Below are 19,947 nucleotides of genomic sequence, written 5' to 3'. Positions count from 1 at the left end.
GCCTTTCGGGAATAACGGAGTGTTATGCCAATTCTTATAAGTTCCGCTCCGCCTATGCAGCAAACCTTTTTGAAGTTCAACCGGAAGGCCGGGTCATGACTAAATCATCACGTGCTCTTTGCGTCGCTTTGGCGGGCGCAATGGCACTTTCCCTACCCGGATCGGCATTTTCCGACACCATCGTCCGCAAGACCTATTCCTATTTTTCGATTGGCGGCAAAACGGCGGCCGATCTCGACCAGCAGCTTTCCAAGCACGGCCCCCTGACCCGCAATACCGGCGCGCGCCATCCCGGCGCTACCGAAATCAAATTCGGGGGCGAGCTCACCTATGTGGAGAAAAACGGCCTTTGCAGCGTCGGAACCGCCAAGGTGGTGCTGAACACCCGCATTCTCCTGCCGCAATGGAAAAACCGTCGCCGCACCACGGCGGAGCTGGCTTTCATCTGGGATACGCTGCTTGCCGATATCAAGCGCCACGAGGAACGCCATGCGGAAATCGCCCGCACCCATGCCCGTTCGCTTGAAAGACAGCTGACCTCGCTTCGGCCGCAGAAAAGCTGCGAGACACTGCAGGAAATGGTCGGCAAGATCACCCAGACGGTGATGGACGAGCATGACCGGGACCAGATGCGCTTCGACGTCGTGGAATCGAAAAATTTCGATGCCCGCATGACCCGGCTTTTGAAAAACCGGCTCGAGCAGGGCCAGAATCGTCGCTGACGGTCATTGGCCGTACCTTCCAGAATCTCGGGGAAAATCACGGACATGACGTAACGTCATGTCCTATATCACCCGTGAATTCTCGCCGTGGTGCGGTCGGCAAGACTCATTGTAGCTTGTTCATACGGTTTGAAATGGTTGCGGCCCAAGGCGGGTCCGGCGGTTGCAACCGTCTCCGGTTCTCCCGGTGCGCACTTGAGGGCTCGCAGGTGTTTCCTCCCTCGCCTGCATGCGCGTACCCGCCTCGCCCCGCTCCCCGCTACTAGGTGAGCGGGGCTTTTTCTGCGTGAAGCAATACGGAAATTTTCAGCCCTGACGCTCGGGAACATGAACGACGAGACCATCAAGCTCGTCATTCATCTTGATCTGACAGGAGAGCCGCGAGGTGGGGCGCACGTCGAAGGCGAAGTCCAGCATGTCCTCTTCCATCGGTTCCGGTCCGCCGACGCGCTCGGCCCAGGCGTCGTCGACATAGACATGACAGGTCGCACAGGCGCAGGCGCCGCCGCATTCCGCATCGATGCCGGGAATGGAGTTGCGCACCGCATTCTCCATGACGGTGGAGCCGTTGCTCACGTCGAGTTCATGGGGCGTGCCGTCAAAGGCAACGATGGTCAGTTTTGTCATGCCGGAAATCCAAAATGTGATCTAAGAACTGTTCTAAACACATAGAAAGGCCGCTCCGCCTTGGCAACCCGCTTCGAGGGCGCTTAGACGCAACCGGCCTTGCAAAATGGCAAATTTGATGGATTACGCCTCAGCGGCAAAGCTTGAGGATGAAATTTTCGGCTTCGACAATGGTTGCTGCGAGTTTTGCGATCGCCGCGCTGTCCTTGCCCCTGTCTTCCACTGCTGCCGCGGCTGCGGAAACGGCGGATGCGCCGACGGCCTGCGCCGACCCCTTCAGACGGTGGGCCGTCGCCATGACGGTCTTGTCGTCCGCACCCGCCATTTCATGCAGGGCGGCGCGGGCGTTGCGGCTGAAGAGTTGCAGCACCTCGATCTCCAGATCCTTGTCGCCCATCGTCTGCCGGGCGAGATGATCGAAATCGATCGGTTTTTTACCGGTGGCAGGCGCGCCGCCGCAATTATCGGGAGCTTCGAAAACAATACTGACCGCTGCCATGGCTGAAATCCTGTCTCACCGTTTCCTGTTTCGTGTCACATCTGTGTCGTATTCACGCATCCGGGCGGCTGCTATCAGCTTAAATTACGGCGTGACGCGGGCGAAAATCTTCTGCTATGGTTAATTTATGTTAAACTTATGCGAAACAAGGCGTTCAGCGTGAAACTCAGGTTTAAAAACTGTTAAAAAGCCGACACTTCGCCACCGCCGCAAATCCGCATTAATTGTTTCGAACACCTAAATGTGTCACTACGGTACTGCCGTTCCCGCAGGGCTTAAGCTCAAGCTTTGTTATTGCGGCACAGTGATGTAATTTCGCCCGAAAGCTGGACCACCAGCAATTCGGGATTTGGTAAATGGCGGAATTGTTCTCTCTTCAAGGGATAATGTTCCGCTGGCATGATGGCGGCAGTCTGCTTGCGGATCGCAAGTGGTCAACGGCATGAAGCCGGGCGTATGTGTAACGAGGCGTAACCGCATGGCGAATAACAAGATCAGCGACTCTGTCGACGAGACTGCATTTCAGGCATTGGAAGATGCCCTGCAGCTTGGCGCTTTCGAAGAAAAGCCGGAGACGCGGAAAACTGCAGCGCCGAAGCAGCCGGAGGCCAGATTGAAGGAAGCAAGCAGACAGACCCCTGCTCCCGAGGCCGCGCGCGCGCCTGCCGAACAGACACCCAGATCGCCCAATCTCGAAGCGGCCAATGACGGTTCCAAGCGCAGCCCGGCCATGATCCTGAAATCGCTGGAAGGCGGCTCCATCGGCGGCGCGCTGCGCAACGCCACGATCATGTCGGTCATCTGGGCGCTCGGCGGCCTTGGTATCGCACATCTTCTCTATGGCAATGCGCTCTGGAACATCGCCTCGCTGGCTGATCTCACCGCTATCCCCGGCCTGATGGCAATCGTCGTCGGCATCCTTGTTCCCATCATGCTATTCTTCGCCTTCGCGATCATGATGGCGCGTGCCCGCGATCTGCGGAACGCCGCCCGCTCCATGGCCGAAGTCGCCCTTCGTCTTGCCGAGCCCGAAACGGTAGCGTCCGACCGCATCATGTCCGTTGGTCAGGCGGTGCGCCGCGAAGTCTCGGCCATGAATGACGGCATCGAGCGCACAATCGCCCGCGCGACGGAACTCGAAACCCTCGTTCATTCCGAAGTCAACGCGCTCGAACGCAGCTATGCCGACAATGAACTGCGCGTGCGCAGCCTCGTGCAGGAACTGACCGCCGAGCGTGACGCCATCGTCAATCACGCCGAGCGCATCCGCTCCTCCATCGTCGGCGCGCAGGAACAGATTAAAGAAGAGCTTTCCATCGTCGGCGAAGAGCTTTCGATGCGGATCGCCACGACCGGCGAGGCTTTCGCCTCTATGATCGACACGCGTTCGGCTGCGCTGCTCGAAAAATCGCGCGCCTCGACCGAAGCGATGGGCAGCCTGATCGCCGCCAAGACCGAAAACCTGCTCCAGGCGCTGAACTCCTCGGGCTCGACGATCTCCAACGAATTCGACATGCGCCTGCATAATCTCACCTCGACGCTGGACGAGCGCGGTGAAGTGCTGCTGGAGCGTTTCGCGATCCATGCTTCGACGCTGGATAGCGGCGTGGAAAGCCTCAACAGCGCGCTTGAGGAACGCACTCGCCAGCTCAACGAGACGCTGTCCAACCGCACGCTGGAACTCAATCGCAATATCGAACGCGGCCAGCAGGTCATCGGCGGTTCGCTCGATACGGTTCTCGACAAGCTGTCCACGACGCTTGAAGAAAAGGGCCTCTCCTTCCGCCAGAGCCTGCAGAGCACGGCTGACGATGCGATCATGGATCTCGATCTTCGCTCCGGCCTTTACGAGGAGCGCATGCAGGCGACGGTAGGCCAGGTCAACTCGGCCTTCGACGTGCATGTGGCGCAATTCGCCAGCGCCTTCGACCAGCGCGCCGGCAGCCTCGACAGCAAGCTGATGGAAAGTCTCGCCCGCATCAACGAAACCGTTGCCGGCGGCTCCGAAGCGCTCGACACCATGCTGAGCGCCGGTCTGGAGCGTATCGGCACCACCATGACCGATCAGTCGCTGGCGCTCGCAACTGCGCTGGGCACGGGTCAGGAAATGCTGGAAAGCGCGCTTGAAATCCGGACTCAGGCCTTCAGCGACGCGATCGGCCAGCGCACCGCCGAAATCACCGACGCCTTCGCCAATTCTCACGAGAAGATCGACGCTGTGCTGTCGGAACGCAGCAACGCCCTGTTCGGCGCGCTCTCAGCCAGCCAGAACCGTTTCGACGAGGCACTCGCCAGCCGTTCGATGGCGATTACCGGCTCCGTCTCCGGCACGGCCGAACGCCTTGCCGCCATGCTCGACGAACGCGCCGCCGCGATCAACAGTGTCGTTGCCGATGTCGAGCGCCGCCTTTCGGAAACGCTCGAAACCCGGGCTGCCGCCATCACCGGTGCTGTTTCCGGCATCGAGGATCGTATTTCCGATACGCTGGAAAGCCGCACGGCTGCCCTGCACGACGTCGTCGCCGGTGCGGAAAGCCGTATCGCCGATACGCTTGACGGCCGCACGGCCGCTCTTTCCAGCGCCATTTCCGGCGTCGAGGAACGCATCGCCGATACGATGGACAGCCGCACCCTTTCGCTCGACATGACCTTTGCCAATGTCGAGGAAAGACTGTCCGAGACGCTCGACAACCGTACCTCTGCCCTCACCGGCATTGTGGCGAGCGCTGAAGAGAAAATCGCCGGCGCGCTCGACAGCCGCACGGCCACCTTCGGCGACGTGGTCGCCGGTGCTGAAACCCGTATCGCGGAAACGCTGGATGGCCGCACCGCCGCTCTCAACGCCGTGGTCTCCGGCGCTGAAGAACGCATCGCCGATGCGCTCGACAGCCGTACCATGGCGCTCGACATGGCATTCTCCGGCGCGGAGGAAAAAATCACCGAAGCGCTCGACACGCGCACCGCAGCCCTTGGCGAACTGGTGGCCGGCGCCGAGACCCGTATTGCCAGCGCGCTTGACAGCCGCACGGATTCGCTGAAGACCGTCGTTTCCGGCGCCGAAGAGCGGATTACGGATGTTCTCGACAGCCGCACCATGGCGCTCGACATGAGCTTCTCCGGCGTCGAGGAAAAGATCGCCGATATCCTCGATGGTCGCACCACGGCCCTGCAGAACGCCGTTTCCGGTGTCGAAGACCGCATTGCAGACGCATTGGACAGCCGTACCGCTGCCCTTTCCGGCATCGTGGCAGGCGCGGAAGAACGCATCGCGGATGCGCTGGACAGCCGCACTCTTGCGCTCGATATGACGATTTCTGGTGTCGAGGAGCGTATCGCCGAGGCGATGGATGCCAGAGCATCGTCGCTTTCGCTTGCGGCGGCCGGTGTCGGCCAGCGTCTCGAATCCACCGCATTCACGCTTGAGAACGCGCTTGCCAGCGGTCACGAGCGGCTCGAAACCATGCTCGGCTCACAGGCCGAGCGCATTGCCGGCTCGCTGGAGCGCAATAGCGGCCTGATCGAGCAGAGTGTCTCGGGCGCGGCCAACCGCATCGAAAGCGTCGTTGAAGACGGCAGCACCCGTTTTGCCCAGACGGTGGAAGAAGGTGTGTCCCGCCTCGAAACCAACCTCTCGCAATCGCATGAGGATATTCGCACGGCGCTCGACCAGCGCCAGGCGGACCTTGCTGCGACGCTCAGCTCCGCCACGACGCAGATGGGCGACATGCTTTCCGAGCAGGCTATGATGATCGGCACCACGGTCGCCTCCAGCGCCAGCATGCTTGAACTGTCGCTCGAGACCCAGCAGGACACGCTGCAGAAGGCAATCGACGGCAGTGCTGCGACGCTGGAAGAGCGTCTTCGCAACAGCGCCGGTGATATCGCCGTCAAGATCGGCGAGGCAGCCCGCGAAATCGGCGGGGCCACCGACGCCCTCTCCGCCCGCATCGAAACATCGATCGGCAATGTCACAACCCGTCTCGACGAGACAGGCGCCCGCATCGAGACATCTCTCGACACCCTGCAGACCCGCGTCGGTGGCGATCTCGCCAACGTCAACAGCTCGATCGAGGATGCCGGCCGCCGCTTCGCCGACGCGCTGGAAGACAAGACGGCCGTGTTCGCCCGCACCAGCGACGAGGCCGCCGAGCGCATCACCGGCATTCTGGACGAACAGACCACGCGTGTCGCAGATACGCTGGAAAGCCGCACCAGCCGCCTGGCAGAAACCTTCGATAGCGGCACGGCCCGCATCGATGAGCGCCTCGGCACCATGGACCGTGCGCTGACGATCGGCCTCGAAAACGTCAACCGCACCATTGAAGGCAAGGCGAGCGATCTCGCTGTCAGCCTGCGCGGCGCGGTCACGTCGGCCACCCAGAGCATCGGCGATGAAGCGGCCCGCTCATCCGCCCTGCTCTCGAAATCCGGTTCGGAATTTGCAGAACAGGTGCAGGCGCAGAACGAAGCCTTCACCAAGGCCATCGAAGAGCGCTCCGGCGAGATCGTTAACCGCATCTCGGATGCGCAGACCCGTCTCTCCGGCCAGGCCGCCGCCGTGGCCCAGACCTTCTCCGAGGCAGGCAACATTATCGTCAACAAGGTTGCCGAGGCTGAAGCCGTCGTCCGCTCTCAGGTCGGTGTCATTTCCGAAACGCTGACGGGTGTCGAATCGGCCCTCGACGCGCGCGGCGAATCCATCCGCTCGGCGCTGGACAACCGCACCCGCGAACTCAACTCGATGCTGGCCAGCCGCTCTGCGGAGCTGTCTCGCCTGATCGAGGAGAAAGCCAAGCCTATCGTCGACGAATATGCCACCATCGGCCGCGAAGCCGCCGAGAAGATCGTTTCCGCCGCCCAGCAGAGCGCCGAGCTTCTCTCGCAGAGCAACAGCGGCATGGTCGGCATGGTGGAACAGGCGATCAGTGACTATGCCGCTGCCGGAACGGATGCGGCGGGCAAGCTCGTCGCAGCCACCCGCCAGAGCACGGATATGCTGTCCGAGACCCATACTGCTATGGCGGACGCCGTCGAACAGGGCATCGACAAATATGCCCGCGCCGGCAGCGATGCCGCCAACAAGCTGGTCGCCGCCACCCGCCAGAGCACGGACATGCTGTCGCAGACCCATAACAGCATGGCCGAGATCGTTGAACAGTCGGCAACCAACTTCAATTCCGCCGTTGAGCGCGCCGCACAGGGCTTCGGCGCGGCAGATGAGGCATTGAACGCCTCGGCGACCCGCTTCTCCGAATCCGCCTCGCAGGCCGCCGACATGGTGTCCAGCTCCAGCCGTCTGCTCGAAGGAAAGATCGACCGCCTGTCGAATATTTCCGGCCAGACGCTGGCGCAGGTTGCCGGTATCGTCGGACGCTTCGAAGAACATTCGAAGGTGCTGAGCCAGGCATCCGAACTGCTCAATGCCGCACAGTCGAGCCTCGTCGGCACGCTGGAGGAACGCCAGGATGCGCTGCGCAGCCTGTCCGTCGGCCTCGTCAAGCGCTCCGAGGAAATCGAAAGCGCCATGCGCAACGTCGTCGGCGTCGTGGAAACCACGCTCAACGAAGCCGAAGAGCGTTCGCAGAATGTCGCCGGCAATCTGCGTGACAATCTGCAGGCGTCCTTCACCGATATCGGCCGCTCGCTCGACGAGACCGAACAGCGCGCCCGCTCGGCGGCACAGACCATGCGGGGCGCCCTGCTCTCCGCCGGTCAGGATGCCAGCCGCTCGATCGAAAGCACGCTCTCCGACGCGCAGAAATACTCCGACGAGCTGGTGAACCGCCTGCGCGGCGGTGTCGAGTCCTCGCTTTCGGAAGTCGACAATCTTCTGGGCAGCGCCTCGGAAAAATCGAATGCCGCCGCCGCCAACCTCAAGGAAACGCTGCGTCAGGCCGTCGAGGAAGCCGTTAGCCGCTTTGCCGGTGCAACGGACGAAATCCGCCGCTCCAGCCACGACATCCGCCGCGAGCTGGATGCGACACGCGCCGAACTGAAGCGCGGCGCCTTCGACCTGCCGGAAGAAGCCAAGGAAAGCGCTGCCGCCATGCGCCGCGCCGTTTCCGAGCAGATCAAGGCCCTGCAGGATATTTCCCACCTTGTCGGTCGTTCGACCCACCAGATGGAAGTGTCCGAACCGGTCGCCCGTGCCATCGCCGCGACCCAGCCTGCCGCAGAACGCCGCGTCGAGGCCCGTCCGCAGCCGGCAGCAGCGGCTCCGGTGCAGCAGCAGCGCCCGGCACAGCCGCAGCAGCCTGCCCCCGCGCCGGCCCTGCGTGGCACCCTGCCGCTTGAAAACCGCCAGGTCGAAAACCGTCAGGCTCCTGCGCCGACCCAGCCGGTCGCAACCAACCCGGCCGGACGCCGGGAAGAAGGTGGCGGCTGGATCAGCGACCTGCTGCGCGGTGCATCACAGGAGACGCCAGCGGCGTCCACACCACGCGCCAGCGCCGAGCAGCAGCCGACCCGTGCGGCCGACACCCGCAATCCGCGCCACATGGTGGAATCGCTGAATTCGCTTTCCGTAGATATCGCCCGCGCCATCGATCACGATGCATCGGTGGAACTGTGGCGCCGTTACCAGCGCGGCGAGCGCGACGTCTTCACCCGTCGCCTCTACACGCTGAAGGGCCAGACGACCTTTGACGAGATCAAGCGCAAATACGAGCGGGAGGCTGAATTCCGCACCGCCGTGGACCGCTACATCACCGATTTCGAAAAGCTGCTCGCCGATGTGGCCCGCACGGATCGCGACCGGACAGTCACCCAGTCCTACCTCACATCTGATACCGGCAAGGTCTATACGATGCTTGCCCATGCGGCCGGTCGGTTCAACTGACAGGAGGTCACGCGGAGAGCATCCCTCTCCGCGTTGCCTGTTCAAGTCTGATGTGAAAAATGACCGTCGCGGAATATTTGATTTCTGCGGCGGTCATTCTGCATTTCGGCGCAGGCCCAGCAGATAATCACGCTCATTGAACGGATCAGCACCCGACCGGCGGCGCGGCGGTGGCGGATTATCCGCCCGCTCATAGTGGCTGAACGACGTTTCCATCGCGCCCGTGCCACCCGTCAGCCCCGGCACCTGCTGCTGAACACCCTGAACCATTGCCGACGCTATCGTCCCTTCAAGCCTTGTCATGCCGCCGGAGATAACGGCGTTTCTGATGACTGCACCCGCTTTGGCGAGAACGGTGCTCAGGCGTGTCATCGTTGCCGCCGGCGCTTCGAGGTGGAAGTGATCGATCGGTTCACAAACGTAGGTTTGCGCTTCGGTCAGCGCCATTGCCAGCACCCATGGTGTCAGCTGCCGGAAATCGGCAGCCGTGCTTGACGGTGCACTCTGCCGGGCGGCCGTCATGGCGACATGGCAATCCACCACCCGCCAACCGAATATGCCCTGCTTCAGCGTTTCGAATACGGTCTCCTCGACCGCTCGATAAAAGCTTGCGGGCATCTGACCCACCTCCACCTCCAGTGCGAAGCTGTTGCCCGCACCATCCGGTCTTGGCTCGACCCGCAATCCGACAGTGGCGATAAAGGGGTTTGGTGCCTTGAAGATGGTTTGAAGTCCGTGCCCGATACCTGCCAGCCTTTCCACGCAGATAATCGTGCTGTCCTCAAATTCGGCCTCGATGCCAAACCCCGTCAACAGTTCCGATTTGATGATCTCCTTTTGCACCTCGCCATAGAGCGATACGAAAACCTCGTTCGTCTCGTCGTTCCTTCGCAATCCGATAAGCGGATCCTGCTCGGTCAGCTGGTTCAGCGCCAGCCAGAGCGCCGCGTGCTCAGCCGGACGGCGGGAAACGACTCGTGTTTCAAGCGTGGGTGGAGCGAAATGAAACGGGCTGTCGGCAACCGCGTCCGCGCCAACCCTGTCGCCGATCCGGGCACTCGTAAGGCCGGTGACGCGGGCGATCTGACCGGCGCGGAGATGCGTCGAATTGTGAACGTGACCGTCCTCGAACAGCTGTATTCCGGTCACTCTTACCGGTCCCTGCGGCAAAGGCAGATACTGCCGGAGCTGGATCGTTCCGGATGTCAAATGCAGATATGACAGCTTTTCACCGCCCCATCCGCGTTCGATCTTGAAGATTTTTCCCGAGACTTCTCCCTCGGGGTCGGGTTGACGAGCGGGCAGCATGTCGACAATGGCCGATATCAAAGCCGGCAGGCCGGCTCCCGTCATCGCCGCACCGGCAAAAGCCGGATGCACCAGCCCATGGGCGGTCTGATGCGCGAGCGATTGGAGGAGTCTTTCGGCCTCCACACCGTCGGGCGTCAAAAGATAGTCGCGCAACAGGTCCTCGTCATTCTCGGCAAGGATTTCGCAGAGGATGGAGAAAAATGGCTCGCTCTTCACATCCGGAGCCTCCACCCGCGCGGACTTGCCGCCAGCGCCAGTGACAGTCGACATGGCGATCGGGCGCACCCTCAACTGATCGGCGAGGTTCTGCACGACCTCATCATAGCGCGCGCCGGGGCGATCGACCTTGTTGATGAAGAATACGAACGGGACTGCGAGACGTTGCAACGCCCGAACAAGTATCCGCGTTTGCGCCTGCACGCCTTCCACGGCCGAAACCACAACCACCGCTGCATCAAGCAGCCCCAACACACGCTCGACTTCCGCAATGAAATCGGGATGGCCGGGCGTATCGATGAGATTGACGACGGTATCGCCAATGGTGAAGGACACGACAGCGGCCCTGATGGTGATGCCGCGCTGCCGTTCCAGTTCGAGGCTGTCTGTCTGCGTATTGCCGGTATCGACGCTGCCCAGCCTGTCGATTACGCCGGTGTCAAATAGGAGACGCTCCGTAAGGCTAGTCTTGCCTGCGTCTACGTGGGCGAGGATGCCCAGATTCAAAGTGCGCATGAACCCTCAACTTCTCAGAAACTCCAAGGTGATTTTCGTGAGAAGGGACTCGGCGCATTGGGACCTCTATGTGCTAAAAACCATGATCTGGTGCGCAAATCTCCGCCGGTTCGCGGAGATGCGCGCGAATTTAAAACCCTCGTCGGGATATATGTCAAGGACGGCCATCCCGGTGTCCGCTCCATCAGGCGTCGCGCGGCGCGCGATCACAGAAGCCACCGGTACGGGATGTTACCGGACAATCAAACGACCGTTCGCCTCAAATCTCGAACGTGCCCGACGCCACACGCACCGCATGACCGCCGATGCGCGCGCGGGCTATTTCGTTGTCCTTGATGTCCATGCGTAGATGGATGTGGGACGGTCTTTCCATCTCCACGCCCTGCTCTATCAGGAGCGGATGATGGCCGTCCGTCAGCCCGTCGAAATGGTGGATCGCGCCGGACAGGGCGGCGGCGGCGGAACCGGTTGCGGGGTCTTCCGAAATGCCCATATCCGGGGAGAACATGCGGGCGTGGAACTTTGCCGCGTGATTGACGCCGCCGCGACAGTAGATATAGGCCGCCGCCAGGCGTCCCTCGACCAGCGGCGCGGTGCGCAGCCAAAGATTGGCGTCGAAATCCATGTCCCTGATCGCGGCGATATTGTGCAGCGGTACGAGCAGGAACGGCACGCCTGCTGTCCAGATAGACGGCACATGATTCTCAAAGCCGAGATGTCCTTCGCTGACGCCGAGCGCATCGGCAAGCGCGGTGTGATCGAGCGGCAGGTCAACTCGGGATGATTTGCGCGGCAGGTCGAATTCCGCGAAGCTGACGGCTCCCGCGCGCATCTTCACCGCGCAACGCACCGGCCCCACCTTCTCCTCCAGCACGCAGACCATATCGATGTCGTCATCACCCTCGCCGCGATTTCGCTCGGCGATGGCGACTGCGGCGCCCACCGTCGGATGGCCGGCAAAGGGCAATTCGCCTGATGGCGTGAAGATGCGCAGCGAAGCCGCATGCGCCGGGTTGGTGGAGCCGTTAACGAAAACCGTCTCGGAGAGGTTCATTTCCCGCGCAATCGCCTGCATCGTGGCTTGGGAAAGATCATCGGCGTCATACATGACCGCCAGCGGATTTCCCGCCATTTTCGTCTCGGTAAAGACATCATAGATATCGTAGTTCAGCGCCACATCCGTCTCCTGCCACTCGTCATTCCGGCTGCCTTGGCAAACTGCATCAGGCCGTCCCGCATCGCAACCCTTGTCGGTGGGCGCAAATCAAGAAGCTGTGGACCGGAGCGGTGCGGTCCGCCTCCAGGGAACGCCTGCGTCTGCGAAAGGCCTTGTCGCCAGCCGCCGTCTTCATGTACCAAGGGTGCGTCTGGCGGCATGTTATCCACCTCCTTGTTGAGGTTTAAAGATTTCAAGCCGCTTCAACAGGTTACAGTGCCTTGCTCGGACCGGCCCGGTCTGCGCCGTTGTCGAGGGAAGCGAATGTCGCATTCTACCTATTCACTGTCCTTCGTCGCCTCCGCAACAGAGGAGGCGCAGACAGCGCTGAAAGAGCTGAAAGGCATTTACGGCGATACGCCGTTTGCAGAGGCGGAGGTGATCGTTGCACTCGGCGGCGATGGCTTCATGCTGCAGATTCTCAACGAGACGATGAATTCCGGCAAGCGTGTCTATGGCATGAACCGGGGGTCCGTCGGCTTCCTGATGAATGACTACCGGGTGGAAGGCCTGCTCGAGCGCATCGCGGTGGCGAGCGGCAATGATTTTCACCCCTTGCGCATGACGACAACGGATTCCGACGGCGACGAGTTCACCGCCCTCGCCATGAACGAGGTCAGCCTGTTTCGCCAGTCCCATCAGGCCGCCAAGCTTCGTGTCGAGGTGGACGGCAAGGTGCGGCTGGAAGAGCTGATCTGCGACGGCATGATGGTGGCGACCCCGGCTGGTTCGACAGCCTACAATTTCTCCGCCCATGGACCGATCCTGCCGCTGGAATCACCGCTTCTGGCGCTGACCCCCGTCAGTGCTTTCCGGCCGCGACGCTGGCGCGGCGCGCTTTTGCCGAATAAGGTAACGGTCGACATTCATGTTCTCGAACGCGACAAGCGCCCGGTGAACGCGGTGGCCGACCACACCGAGGTGAAATCCGTTCGTCACGTTAGGATCGCACAATCGCAGGACAGGACGGCCAGAATTCTCTCGGATCCGGATCGTTCATGGTCGGACCGGGTTCTCGCCGAACAGTTCAACAATTGACGCCCACAATCGATAATGGCCATGCAACTGACAAGACCTATCCTCGCTGCTTTCCTTTTCGCCGCCGCCGTGCTTCCTGCGCGGGCGCAGACGGAAGCGATCGACGCCTTGCCGGTTTCGGCAATCTTCGTCGTCAGCAGCGGCATGTGGGAAGATCGGAATCTTGAGCCGGTGAAAGGTCCTGACGGACAGCTGCGGCCGCCGCCTGCCTCGCCCACACGCGGTTATTACAAGGTCATCGCCATCCGCCAGCGCGACGGCACGGCGAAGATCTACCTGCAGCGCATCGTCTTTACGGCCGATGGGCCGAATCTCCTCGAAAATATCGAGCTGGAAGAATTCAGCCAGATGAAATCCTACGTCACGGATATTCGTCCTGAAAGCTCGAATGGCACCCCCGCCTCGCCCGGCTTGTTCGTAACCGTTTATCTGAAGACGGACCCGATGAGCAAGGAAGCGGAAAGCTGGACGATCCTGATCGACGAGCTGGGTGAGATGAAGATCGAAAAAGCTTCGAACTGATCGGACCGGATACGCGGCCGGGCAAGGCTATGCTTCCAGTGCCTCCGGCCCGGCAAGAACCGCTCCAAAATGATGTTTCCATAATCTTGCACCGAGTTCACCACTGCGGTCGAGACTGGAGCCCACCGTTAGCCACGGCAACAGCGTGGGATGCAGCCCCGCATCAAAAAGGGCAAAACCAGCGGCCAGCACGCAGGTATCAGCCTGAATGCCGCAGACCAGCACCCTGTCGAGTTTCAGCGACAGGAGATAGTCGATGACCTCCCGTGGAGGCGCATAACCGTGTTTGATGAATATGCGATCTGCCGCAACAAGCGACTCGTCATCCCTGCCCGGCTTCCAGCCGAGTTGCCGCTCGAAGGGCGTCACACTTTCATCATGACGCTCGACGGTGGCGATGCTGGGCATGGTCAGGGCGAGTGCGGATATCTCCGCCACCAGCCCAGCCGGCGGATTGAAGCTCGGCTGGACGTCGACGATATAGAGCGCCTGTTTCATGCTAGTCCTCCAACGAAAAACCCCTCGCAATAGGTTTGCGAGGGGTAATTTTCCAATCGGCGCGCCGGACGCCTTAATCGATATCCGAGACTTCCACATCCGCGCCGCCGCTGATGCGGTGGGCGAGTGCGGCTTCCATGAATTCGTTCAGGTCGCCATCCAGCACGTTGCCGGGTGCTGTACTTTCCACGCCGGTGCGCAGATCCTTGACCAGCTGGTAAGGCTGCAGAACGTAGGAACGGATCTGGTGGCCCCAGCCGATATCCGTCTTGGACGCGGCCTGGGCGTTTGCCGCCTCTTCCCGCTTCTGCAGCTCCACCTCATAGAGGCGGGCGCGCAGCATGTCCCACGCCTTGGCGCGGTTCTTGTGCTGCGAACGCTCCTGCTGGCAGGCAACGGCAATACCGGTCGGGATATGCGTGATACGCACGGCCGAGTCTGTCGTGTTGACGTGCTGGCCGCCCGCACCGGACGAACGATAGGTATCGATACGGCAATCGCTCTCATTGATGTCGATCTGGATCGAATCATCGACGACGGGGTAAACCCAGACGGAAGAGAACGATGTGTGGCGACGCGCATTGCTGTCATAGGGCGAAATACGAACGAGGCGGTGCACGCCCGATTCCGTTTTCATCCAGCCGAATGCATTGTGGCCCTTGACGAGGATCGTCGCGGACTTGATGCCGGCTTCTTCGCCGTCGTGAACTTCGAGAACCTCGACCTTGAAACCTTCGCGGTCGGCCCAGCGGGTATACATGCGCAGAAGCATGTTCGCCCAGTCCTGGCTTTCGGTGCCGCCGGCTCCGGAATGCACTTCGACATAGGTGTCGTTGCCATCGGCCTCGCCTGAAAGCATGGCTTCCACCTGGCGGCGGTTCGCCTCGCTCTTCAGCGCCTTCAGCGCATCTTCGGCGTCCTTGACGATTTCGTCATCGCCTTCCATCTCGCCGAGTTCGATCAGCTCGATATTGTCGCGGAGCTGCTGCTCCAGCGCCTTGACGCCGTTGATGCTGTCATCCAGCTGCTGGCGTTCGCGCATCAGCTTCTGGGCCTCAGTGGCATCGTTCCAGAGGGTCGGGTCCTCTGCCTTGTTATTCAACCAGTCCAGCCGTCTTATCGCCTGGTCCCAGTCAAAGATGCCTCCTCAGCAGGCTTATGGCCTGCTTGATTTCGTCGACTACGTTCACGATTTCATTGCGCATTTCGCTGGTTCTTCACCTTCATTGAAACTCGTTGCTCAAATAAATGCGGGGGGCGCGGATGTAAAGACCCGCGCCCCAGCCAAACGTCAGGACTGATGTCAATAAAGACCGCCGCCACCGCCGGTGATGGCCTGCTGCGCCTGCGGCGAGGTCTTCAGAATGTCTTCCTGCGACATGTATCCGTCATCGCCGATGACAGAGAAGGTAGAGGCGGGACCCGTGCCCGGCTTGAAGGCTTCCATGATGGTGTCCGGCTCGCCCTCGACCGCCGCCATGCCGGTCTTGCGGTTGACGGCGACGAAGTTCATGCCAGCAGGCACGATGAACTTGCTCGGTTCCATGTGCTTGGCCGCATCGGCGATAAATTCACCGAAGATCGGTGCCGACAGCGAACCGCCGGTACCGCCGCGACCGAGAGGTGCGGGCGAATCGAAACCGATATAGAGGCCGGCAACCATGTCCGGCGTGTAACCGACGAACCAGGCGTCCTTTTCATCATTGGTGGTGCCCGTCTTGCCGGCAACCGGCAGATCGACCTTGATCTTGCCCGCCGCCGTGCCGCGCTGCACGACGCCTTCCAGCATAGAGGTCGTCTGGTATGCCGTCATCGGGTCGAGAACCTGTTCGCGATTGTCGACGATGACAGGCTCGTCCTGGTTCTGCCAGCTGGTCGCGTTGCAGCCCTCGCAGGCGCGCTCCTCGTGGCGGAAGATCGTCTTGCCGTAGCGGTCCTGAATACGGTCGATCAGCGTCGGCTTGATCTGCTTGCCACCATTGGCGATGACCGAATAGGCAGAAACCATGCGCATGACGGTCGTTTCGCCCGAACCAAGCGACATGGACAGAAGCGGCGGCATCTTGTCGTAAATGCCGAAGCGTTCGGCATATTCCGCGACCAGATTCATGCCCATGTCCTGCGCCAGACGCACGGTCATGAGGTTACGGGATTTTTCAATACCGAGACGCAGGGTCGAAGGACCGGCGGAACCCCCGCCGTAATTCTGCGGCTTCCAGACCTGATTGCCCGAAACCACCTCGATCGGCGCGTCGAGAATGACCGATGCGGGCGTATAGCCGTTGTCGAGCGCTGCCGCATAGATGAACGGCTTGAAGGAGGAGCCCGGCTGGCGCATGGCCTGCGTCGAGCGGTTGAATTCCGACTGCGCGTAGGAGAAGCCGCCGACCATGGCCAGAACACGGCCGGTATGCGGGTCCATCACCACCATGCCGCCCTGCACTTTTGGCGGCTGGCGCAGGCGATATTCGTTGCCGGAGCCGGAAAGCGGCTGCGCATAAACGACGTCGCCCGCGGTCACGACACCGACCGGCGACTTGGCGGTCGCTCTTTTGCCGCTTGCATCACGGAAGGCCCAGCGCATGTTTTCAGCAGAGATATGGCCGCGCGTGCGCTTGTCGCCATCTTCCGCATCGGGATCGGCCTGAACGCCGATATCGACGCCATCGGCGGCGACTGCGAGCACGACCGCGACCTTCCATTCCGGAACGTCCCGGAGACCCTTGACCTTGGCCAGTGCCGCCGTCCAGTCGCCGGCCGTCTCGATCTTTTCCACCGGTCCGCGGAAGCCGCGGCGCTCGTCATATTGCACAAGCCCGTCCTGAAGCGCCTTGCGCGCCTCCATCTGGATTTGCGGGTCGAAAGAGGTACGGACCGAGAGCCCCCCTTCAAGAAGGGCTTCCTCGCCATATTTCTCGACGATCTGGCGGCGGACTTCCTCAGCGAAATAATCGGACGCGAAAATATGCGCGCCACCGCGGCGCAGATTGACGCCGAGCGGCTGCTTTTTGGCGTCGGTGGCGTCGGCGACGGTGATGTAGCCGTTTTCGGCCATGCGGTCGATCACCCAGTCGCGGCGCTCCAGAGCAGCCTTTTCGCGGCGGATGGGATGATAGTTGTTCGGTCCCTTCGGCAGCGATGCGAGATAAGCGGTCTCAGCGATCGTCAGTTCTGTTACCGACTTGTTGAAATAGGTGAGTGCCGCACCGGCGATGCCGTAGGAATTCAGGCCGAAAAAGATCTCGTTGAGATAAAGCTCGAGAATCTTGTCCTTGGAATAGGTCTGCTCGATGCGGAAGGAGAGAATGGCTTCCTTGAGCTTGCGGTCGATGGTCTGGTCGTTGGTCAGAAGGAAGTTCTTCGCCACCTGCTGGGTGATGGTGGATGCGCCGACCGGACGACGGCCGGAGCCGACATTCTGGAGATTGACGAGAATGGCGCGGCCGAGACCGAAGATGTCGACACCCGGGTGGTTGTAGAAATTCTTGTCTTCGGCGGACAGGAAAGCGGCCTTCACACGGTCGGGAATGGCCTGGATCGGCAGGAACAAGCGCTTTTCATGCGCGTATTCCGCCATCAGCGCACCGTTGCCGGCGTGCACGCGGGTCGTTACCGGCGGCTCATAGGTGCTCAGAACTGCGTAATCCGGCAGGTCCTTCGTCACGCCGTGCAAATAAATCGCACCGACGACGGCGGCGCACAGGAAGAGCACGCTGGCCAAGCCGAAAAAATATCCAATCAGTCTGATCATACCAAGCTACCGATAATTCGAATCGTAACCATCAACGCCCGACGATTTACGGGCGCATCCTTGCATATCGCGTGCCGTTTTGCACACCATACCTTCGATGACAAGCCGGATACGGCAGCATTCGCTGATATGTTACCGGGCGGCAGGCCCGCAATTGCGTTGCGGACGCTTGCGGATCGCCACCGAATCCGCGCTTCGAGTAACGCGGCGAATGTGAGTAAAATAGGGCTTCGCCTCCGCAATCGTCCGCAAGGCCCAAGAATTGAACAGCTTTTCGGCGGTCAATGGCAGGGCGGCAACAGCACCGTCGCTCCGCTGGCTACCTTCTCAGCCGCCGTTCGCCATGGCCTTGGCGCGGTATCGCCCGACGGCCGTTGCCAGCGTATCGGCCACCTTCTTGCGCCATTCCCCGTCGAGAAGCAGCTTTTCGTCTTCCGCATTGGAGAGGAAACCGAGTTCCAGCAGCACAGATGGCACATCATGAGCGCGCAGCACCATGAAACCGGCATAACGGTGCGGATTGTTGATGAGGCCCACCTGCCCCTCGAAGGATGAGACGATGTTTTCGGCGAGCGTCACCGAAAAGGCCTGAGTTTCGCGGCGGGTGAAATCGAGAAGAATATCGGCGACCTCCGGCGGCTCGCTGGAGGCCGCAACACCCGCAATCTGGTCGGACTTGTTTTCGCGCTCCGCCAGTTCCTGCGCCTGCCGGTCCGACGCCCGGTCTGACAATGTATAAACGGTCGCGCCGCGGATACCCTTTTGCTTCAATGTATCCGCATGCAGCGATATAAAGAGGTTGGCATTGTTCTGGCGGGCAATCGTCACCCGTTCGGACAGGGCAAGGAATGTATCGGAATCGCGCGTCAGAAACGCCTTGATGCCGGGTTCGCGGTTCAACCGTTCCGCGAGTTCCTTCGCAAAGGTCAAAGTGATGACCTTTTCCTCGGTGCCCGTCGTGCCGCCGGTGGCGCCGGCATCGATGCCGCCATGACCGGCATCGACCGCGATGACAAATTCCGCAGGACGCGATGTCTTGTCGTCAGGCGTGATCGCGGCAGTCGTTACCGGGGCGGGCGCCTGCCATTGCTGATCCTTCACCAGTTCCGCGAACTTGCCCTTGGTGGTGATCTCGGCATCGAGCACGAAACGGAAAGATTGTCCGTCGTCAGCCTTCTTCGTTTCGGCAACAGTCACCTGTACCGGCTTTTTCGCCGTCAGCACGATGCGGGCGCTGTTCTGGCCCATGGTGCCGAAGCGGATATCCGAGAAAAGACCTGTTGGCTTGAGGTCGGATGTGGGGAAAGCGAAATTCACCGCGGGAAAGTCCACGACGATGCGCGCGGGCGAATCGAGATAGTGAACGTCGAATTCCGGCTCTTCTGCAAAATCGAGAACGATGCGCGTGCGCGCCTCATCACCGATGATACGCGCCTGATGGGCGACAAGCGGCTCCACGGCATGGGCTGCCGGCACGACGGAAACAGAGGCGGCGACGGAAAATGCCAGAGCCGCCAAAGCCCGCGCGATTCGCGCGCCAAGCCGCCCTGCCCCGCCTGATATCGCTGCGTTGCGCGTGAAATCCATGGTCCTCAAGAAATTCCGTATGTCAGTCATTTTCGATAAACGGCGCGGAAAAACGCCGGCAACAGCGCCGTTTCAACCACGCCGTACGATAGTTTGCGTGTTTGCGCCCCACAATCGCAGGCCTTGGTGAACCAATTGTTAACCCGGAAATTCCACCAATAATATGGCATATTTAGCCAGCCTATTGCTATTATGACAGAGAAAACATACAACACGGATGAGGGTTAAAAGTGTTGACGGGATAGATGCCCGCCGGCTGCCAATCGGAAAAGACGCTGGCGCTGCAAAACGGGCAATCATCTGCCGTCGTTACATTTATCCTGAAACTGGATCAATTCCGGCCGTGGCCGGAGACCTACCCGGTGGCGCTGCCACCGCTGCTCTGAGGAGAGCAAATTCATCGGACCCCAAGGGGTCTATATATTATTGTCGTTCCGCCTGGCCAATGATGTCGCAGCAGTTTTCACATGAACCGGATACCAGGAGCAGGCCAAATGCCTCGCCGTCGGTCCGGATGCTGCCAGTTTACAGAGGCCCGGCTGGAGACTTCATTTCCGGCACATCCTTGCACTCATATGAAAGGCTCGTCCGTGTGGCGGGCCTGTT

Annotated in this window: 12 protein-coding genes; 4 read left to right on the top strand and 8 right to left on the bottom strand. The window is 60.9% G+C overall.

What is annotated here, in order from left to right:
• Positions 1 to 95: 95 nt before the first annotated feature.
• Complete coding sequence (locus V6R85_RS03360; protein WP_031234002.1) at positions 96 to 722, top strand: DUF922 domain-containing Zn-dependent protease; 627 nt, start codon at positions 96 to 98, stop codon at positions 720 to 722.
• A gap of 306 nt (positions 723 to 1,028) precedes the next feature.
• Here the strand turns inward: V6R85_RS03360 and V6R85_RS03355 are convergent, their stop codons facing one another.
• Together V6R85_RS03355 and V6R85_RS03350 are read right to left on the bottom strand one after the other, a co-directional pair.
• Positions 1,029 to 1,349, bottom strand: a complete 321-nt coding sequence (locus V6R85_RS03355) for a 2Fe-2S iron-sulfur cluster-binding protein (protein WP_003502527.1) — start codon at positions 1,347 to 1,349, stop codon at positions 1,029 to 1,031.
• Between the two features lie 130 nt (positions 1,350 to 1,479).
• Positions 1,480 to 1,848 (bottom strand): Hpt domain-containing protein, encoded by a 369-nt coding sequence (locus V6R85_RS03350; protein ID WP_111834329.1) that lies wholly within the window; start codon positions 1,846 to 1,848, stop codon positions 1,480 to 1,482.
• A 478-nt stretch (positions 1,849 to 2,326) separates the two neighbouring features.
• On the opposite strand from V6R85_RS03350, the gene V6R85_RS03345 reads away from it, so the two are divergent.
• Positions 2,327 to 8,686 (top strand): hypothetical protein, encoded by a 6,360-nt coding sequence (locus V6R85_RS03345; protein ID WP_111834328.1) that lies wholly within the window; start codon positions 2,327 to 2,329, stop codon positions 8,684 to 8,686.
• 93 nt (positions 8,687 to 8,779) lie between these two features.
• On the opposite strand, the gene V6R85_RS03340 is transcribed toward V6R85_RS03345, so the two are convergent.
• Positions 8,780 to 10,729 carry a GTP-binding protein gene (locus tag V6R85_RS03340; RefSeq protein WP_111834327.1) on the bottom strand — a complete coding sequence of 650 codons (1,950 nt, stop codon included), beginning with the start codon at positions 10,727 to 10,729 and terminating at the stop codon, positions 8,780 to 8,782.
• Between the two features lie 259 nt (positions 10,730 to 10,988).
• Positions 10,989 to 11,906 (bottom strand): PhzF family phenazine biosynthesis protein, encoded by a 918-nt coding sequence (locus V6R85_RS03335; protein WP_087743845.1) that lies wholly within the window; start codon positions 11,904 to 11,906, stop codon positions 10,989 to 10,991.
• Between the two features lie 303 nt (positions 11,907 to 12,209).
• Between V6R85_RS03335 and V6R85_RS03330 the strand changes: the two genes are divergently transcribed.
• Together V6R85_RS03330 and V6R85_RS03325 are read left to right on the top strand one after the other, a co-directional pair.
• Positions 12,210 to 12,983, top strand: a complete 774-nt coding sequence (locus tag V6R85_RS03330) for an NAD kinase (protein ID WP_003502514.1) — start codon at positions 12,210 to 12,212, stop codon at positions 12,981 to 12,983.
• 21 nt (positions 12,984 to 13,004) lie between these two features.
• Entirely contained in the window at positions 13,005 to 13,505 is a 501-nt protein-coding gene (locus tag V6R85_RS03325; protein ID WP_111834523.1) for a hypothetical protein, read from the top strand.
• 27 nt (positions 13,506 to 13,532) lie between these two features.
• On the opposite strand, the gene V6R85_RS03320 is transcribed toward V6R85_RS03325, so the two are convergent.
• From V6R85_RS03320 to V6R85_RS03305, 4 genes are all read right to left on the bottom strand, one after another.
• Positions 13,533 to 14,003, bottom strand: a complete 471-nt coding sequence (locus V6R85_RS03320) for a cysteine hydrolase family protein (RefSeq protein ID WP_111834326.1) — start codon at positions 14,001 to 14,003, stop codon at positions 13,533 to 13,535.
• 73 nt (positions 14,004 to 14,076) lie between these two features.
• Positions 14,077 to 15,208 (bottom strand): peptide chain release factor 2 gene (prfB, locus tag V6R85_RS03315; protein WP_099085460.1). Its coding sequence is split into 2 segments (ribosomal slippage): positions 14,077 to 15,138 and positions 15,140 to 15,208, totalling 1,131 coding nucleotides; the frame shifts between segments, so codons are not numbered across the junction.
• 98 nt (positions 15,209 to 15,306) lie between these two features.
• Positions 15,307 to 17,754: a penicillin-binding protein 1A gene (locus tag V6R85_RS03310; RefSeq protein WP_060726167.1), complete on the bottom strand. Its 2,448-nt coding sequence runs from the start codon at positions 17,752 to 17,754 to the stop codon at positions 15,307 to 15,309.
• A gap of 327 nt (positions 17,755 to 18,081) precedes the next feature.
• Positions 18,082 to 19,341: an N-acetylmuramoyl-L-alanine amidase gene (locus V6R85_RS03305; RefSeq protein ID WP_003502504.1), complete on the bottom strand. Its 1,260-nt coding sequence runs from the start codon at positions 19,339 to 19,341 to the stop codon at positions 18,082 to 18,084.
• Positions 19,342 to 19,947: the final 606 nt, after the last annotated feature.

The sequence above is a fragment of the Agrobacterium sp. CCNWLW32 genome, from assembly GCF_037083425.1.
GTDB lineage: Bacteria > Pseudomonadota > Alphaproteobacteria > Rhizobiales > Rhizobiaceae > Agrobacterium > Agrobacterium radiobacter.
The sequence above is the reverse complement of the archived record's forward strand: the minus strand, read 5'-3'. Positions and strand labels throughout refer to the sequence as shown.

Coding starts and splice junctions, on each gene's coding strand:
- V6R85_RS03360 (WP_031234002.1), top strand. CDS start 96: ATGACTAAATCATCACGTGCTCTTTGCGTCGCTTTGGCGGGCGCAATG.
- V6R85_RS03355 (WP_003502527.1), bottom strand. CDS start 1,349: ATGACAAAACTGACCATCGTTGCCTTTGACGGCACGCCCCATGAACTC.
- V6R85_RS03350 (WP_111834329.1), bottom strand. CDS start 1,848: ATGGCAGCGGTCAGTATTGTTTTCGAAGCTCCCGATAATTGCGGCGGC.
- V6R85_RS03345 (WP_111834328.1), top strand. CDS start 2,327: ATGGCGAATAACAAGATCAGCGACTCTGTCGACGAGACTGCATTTCAG.
- V6R85_RS03340 (WP_111834327.1), bottom strand. CDS start 10,729: ATGCGCACTTTGAATCTGGGCATCCTCGCCCACGTAGACGCAGGCAAG.
- V6R85_RS03330 (WP_003502514.1), top strand. CDS start 12,210: ATGTCGCATTCTACCTATTCACTGTCCTTCGTCGCCTCCGCAACAGAG.
- V6R85_RS03325 (WP_111834523.1), top strand. CDS start 13,005: ATGCAACTGACAAGACCTATCCTCGCTGCTTTCCTTTTCGCCGCCGCC.
- V6R85_RS03320 (WP_111834326.1), bottom strand. CDS start 14,003: ATGAAACAGGCGCTCTATATCGTCGACGTCCAGCCGAGCTTCAATCCG.
- V6R85_RS03310 (WP_060726167.1), bottom strand. CDS start 17,754: ATGATCAGACTGATTGGATATTTTTTCGGCTTGGCCAGCGTGCTCTTC.
- V6R85_RS03305 (WP_003502504.1), bottom strand. CDS start 19,341: ATGGATTTCACGCGCAACGCAGCGATATCAGGCGGGGCAGGGCGGCTT.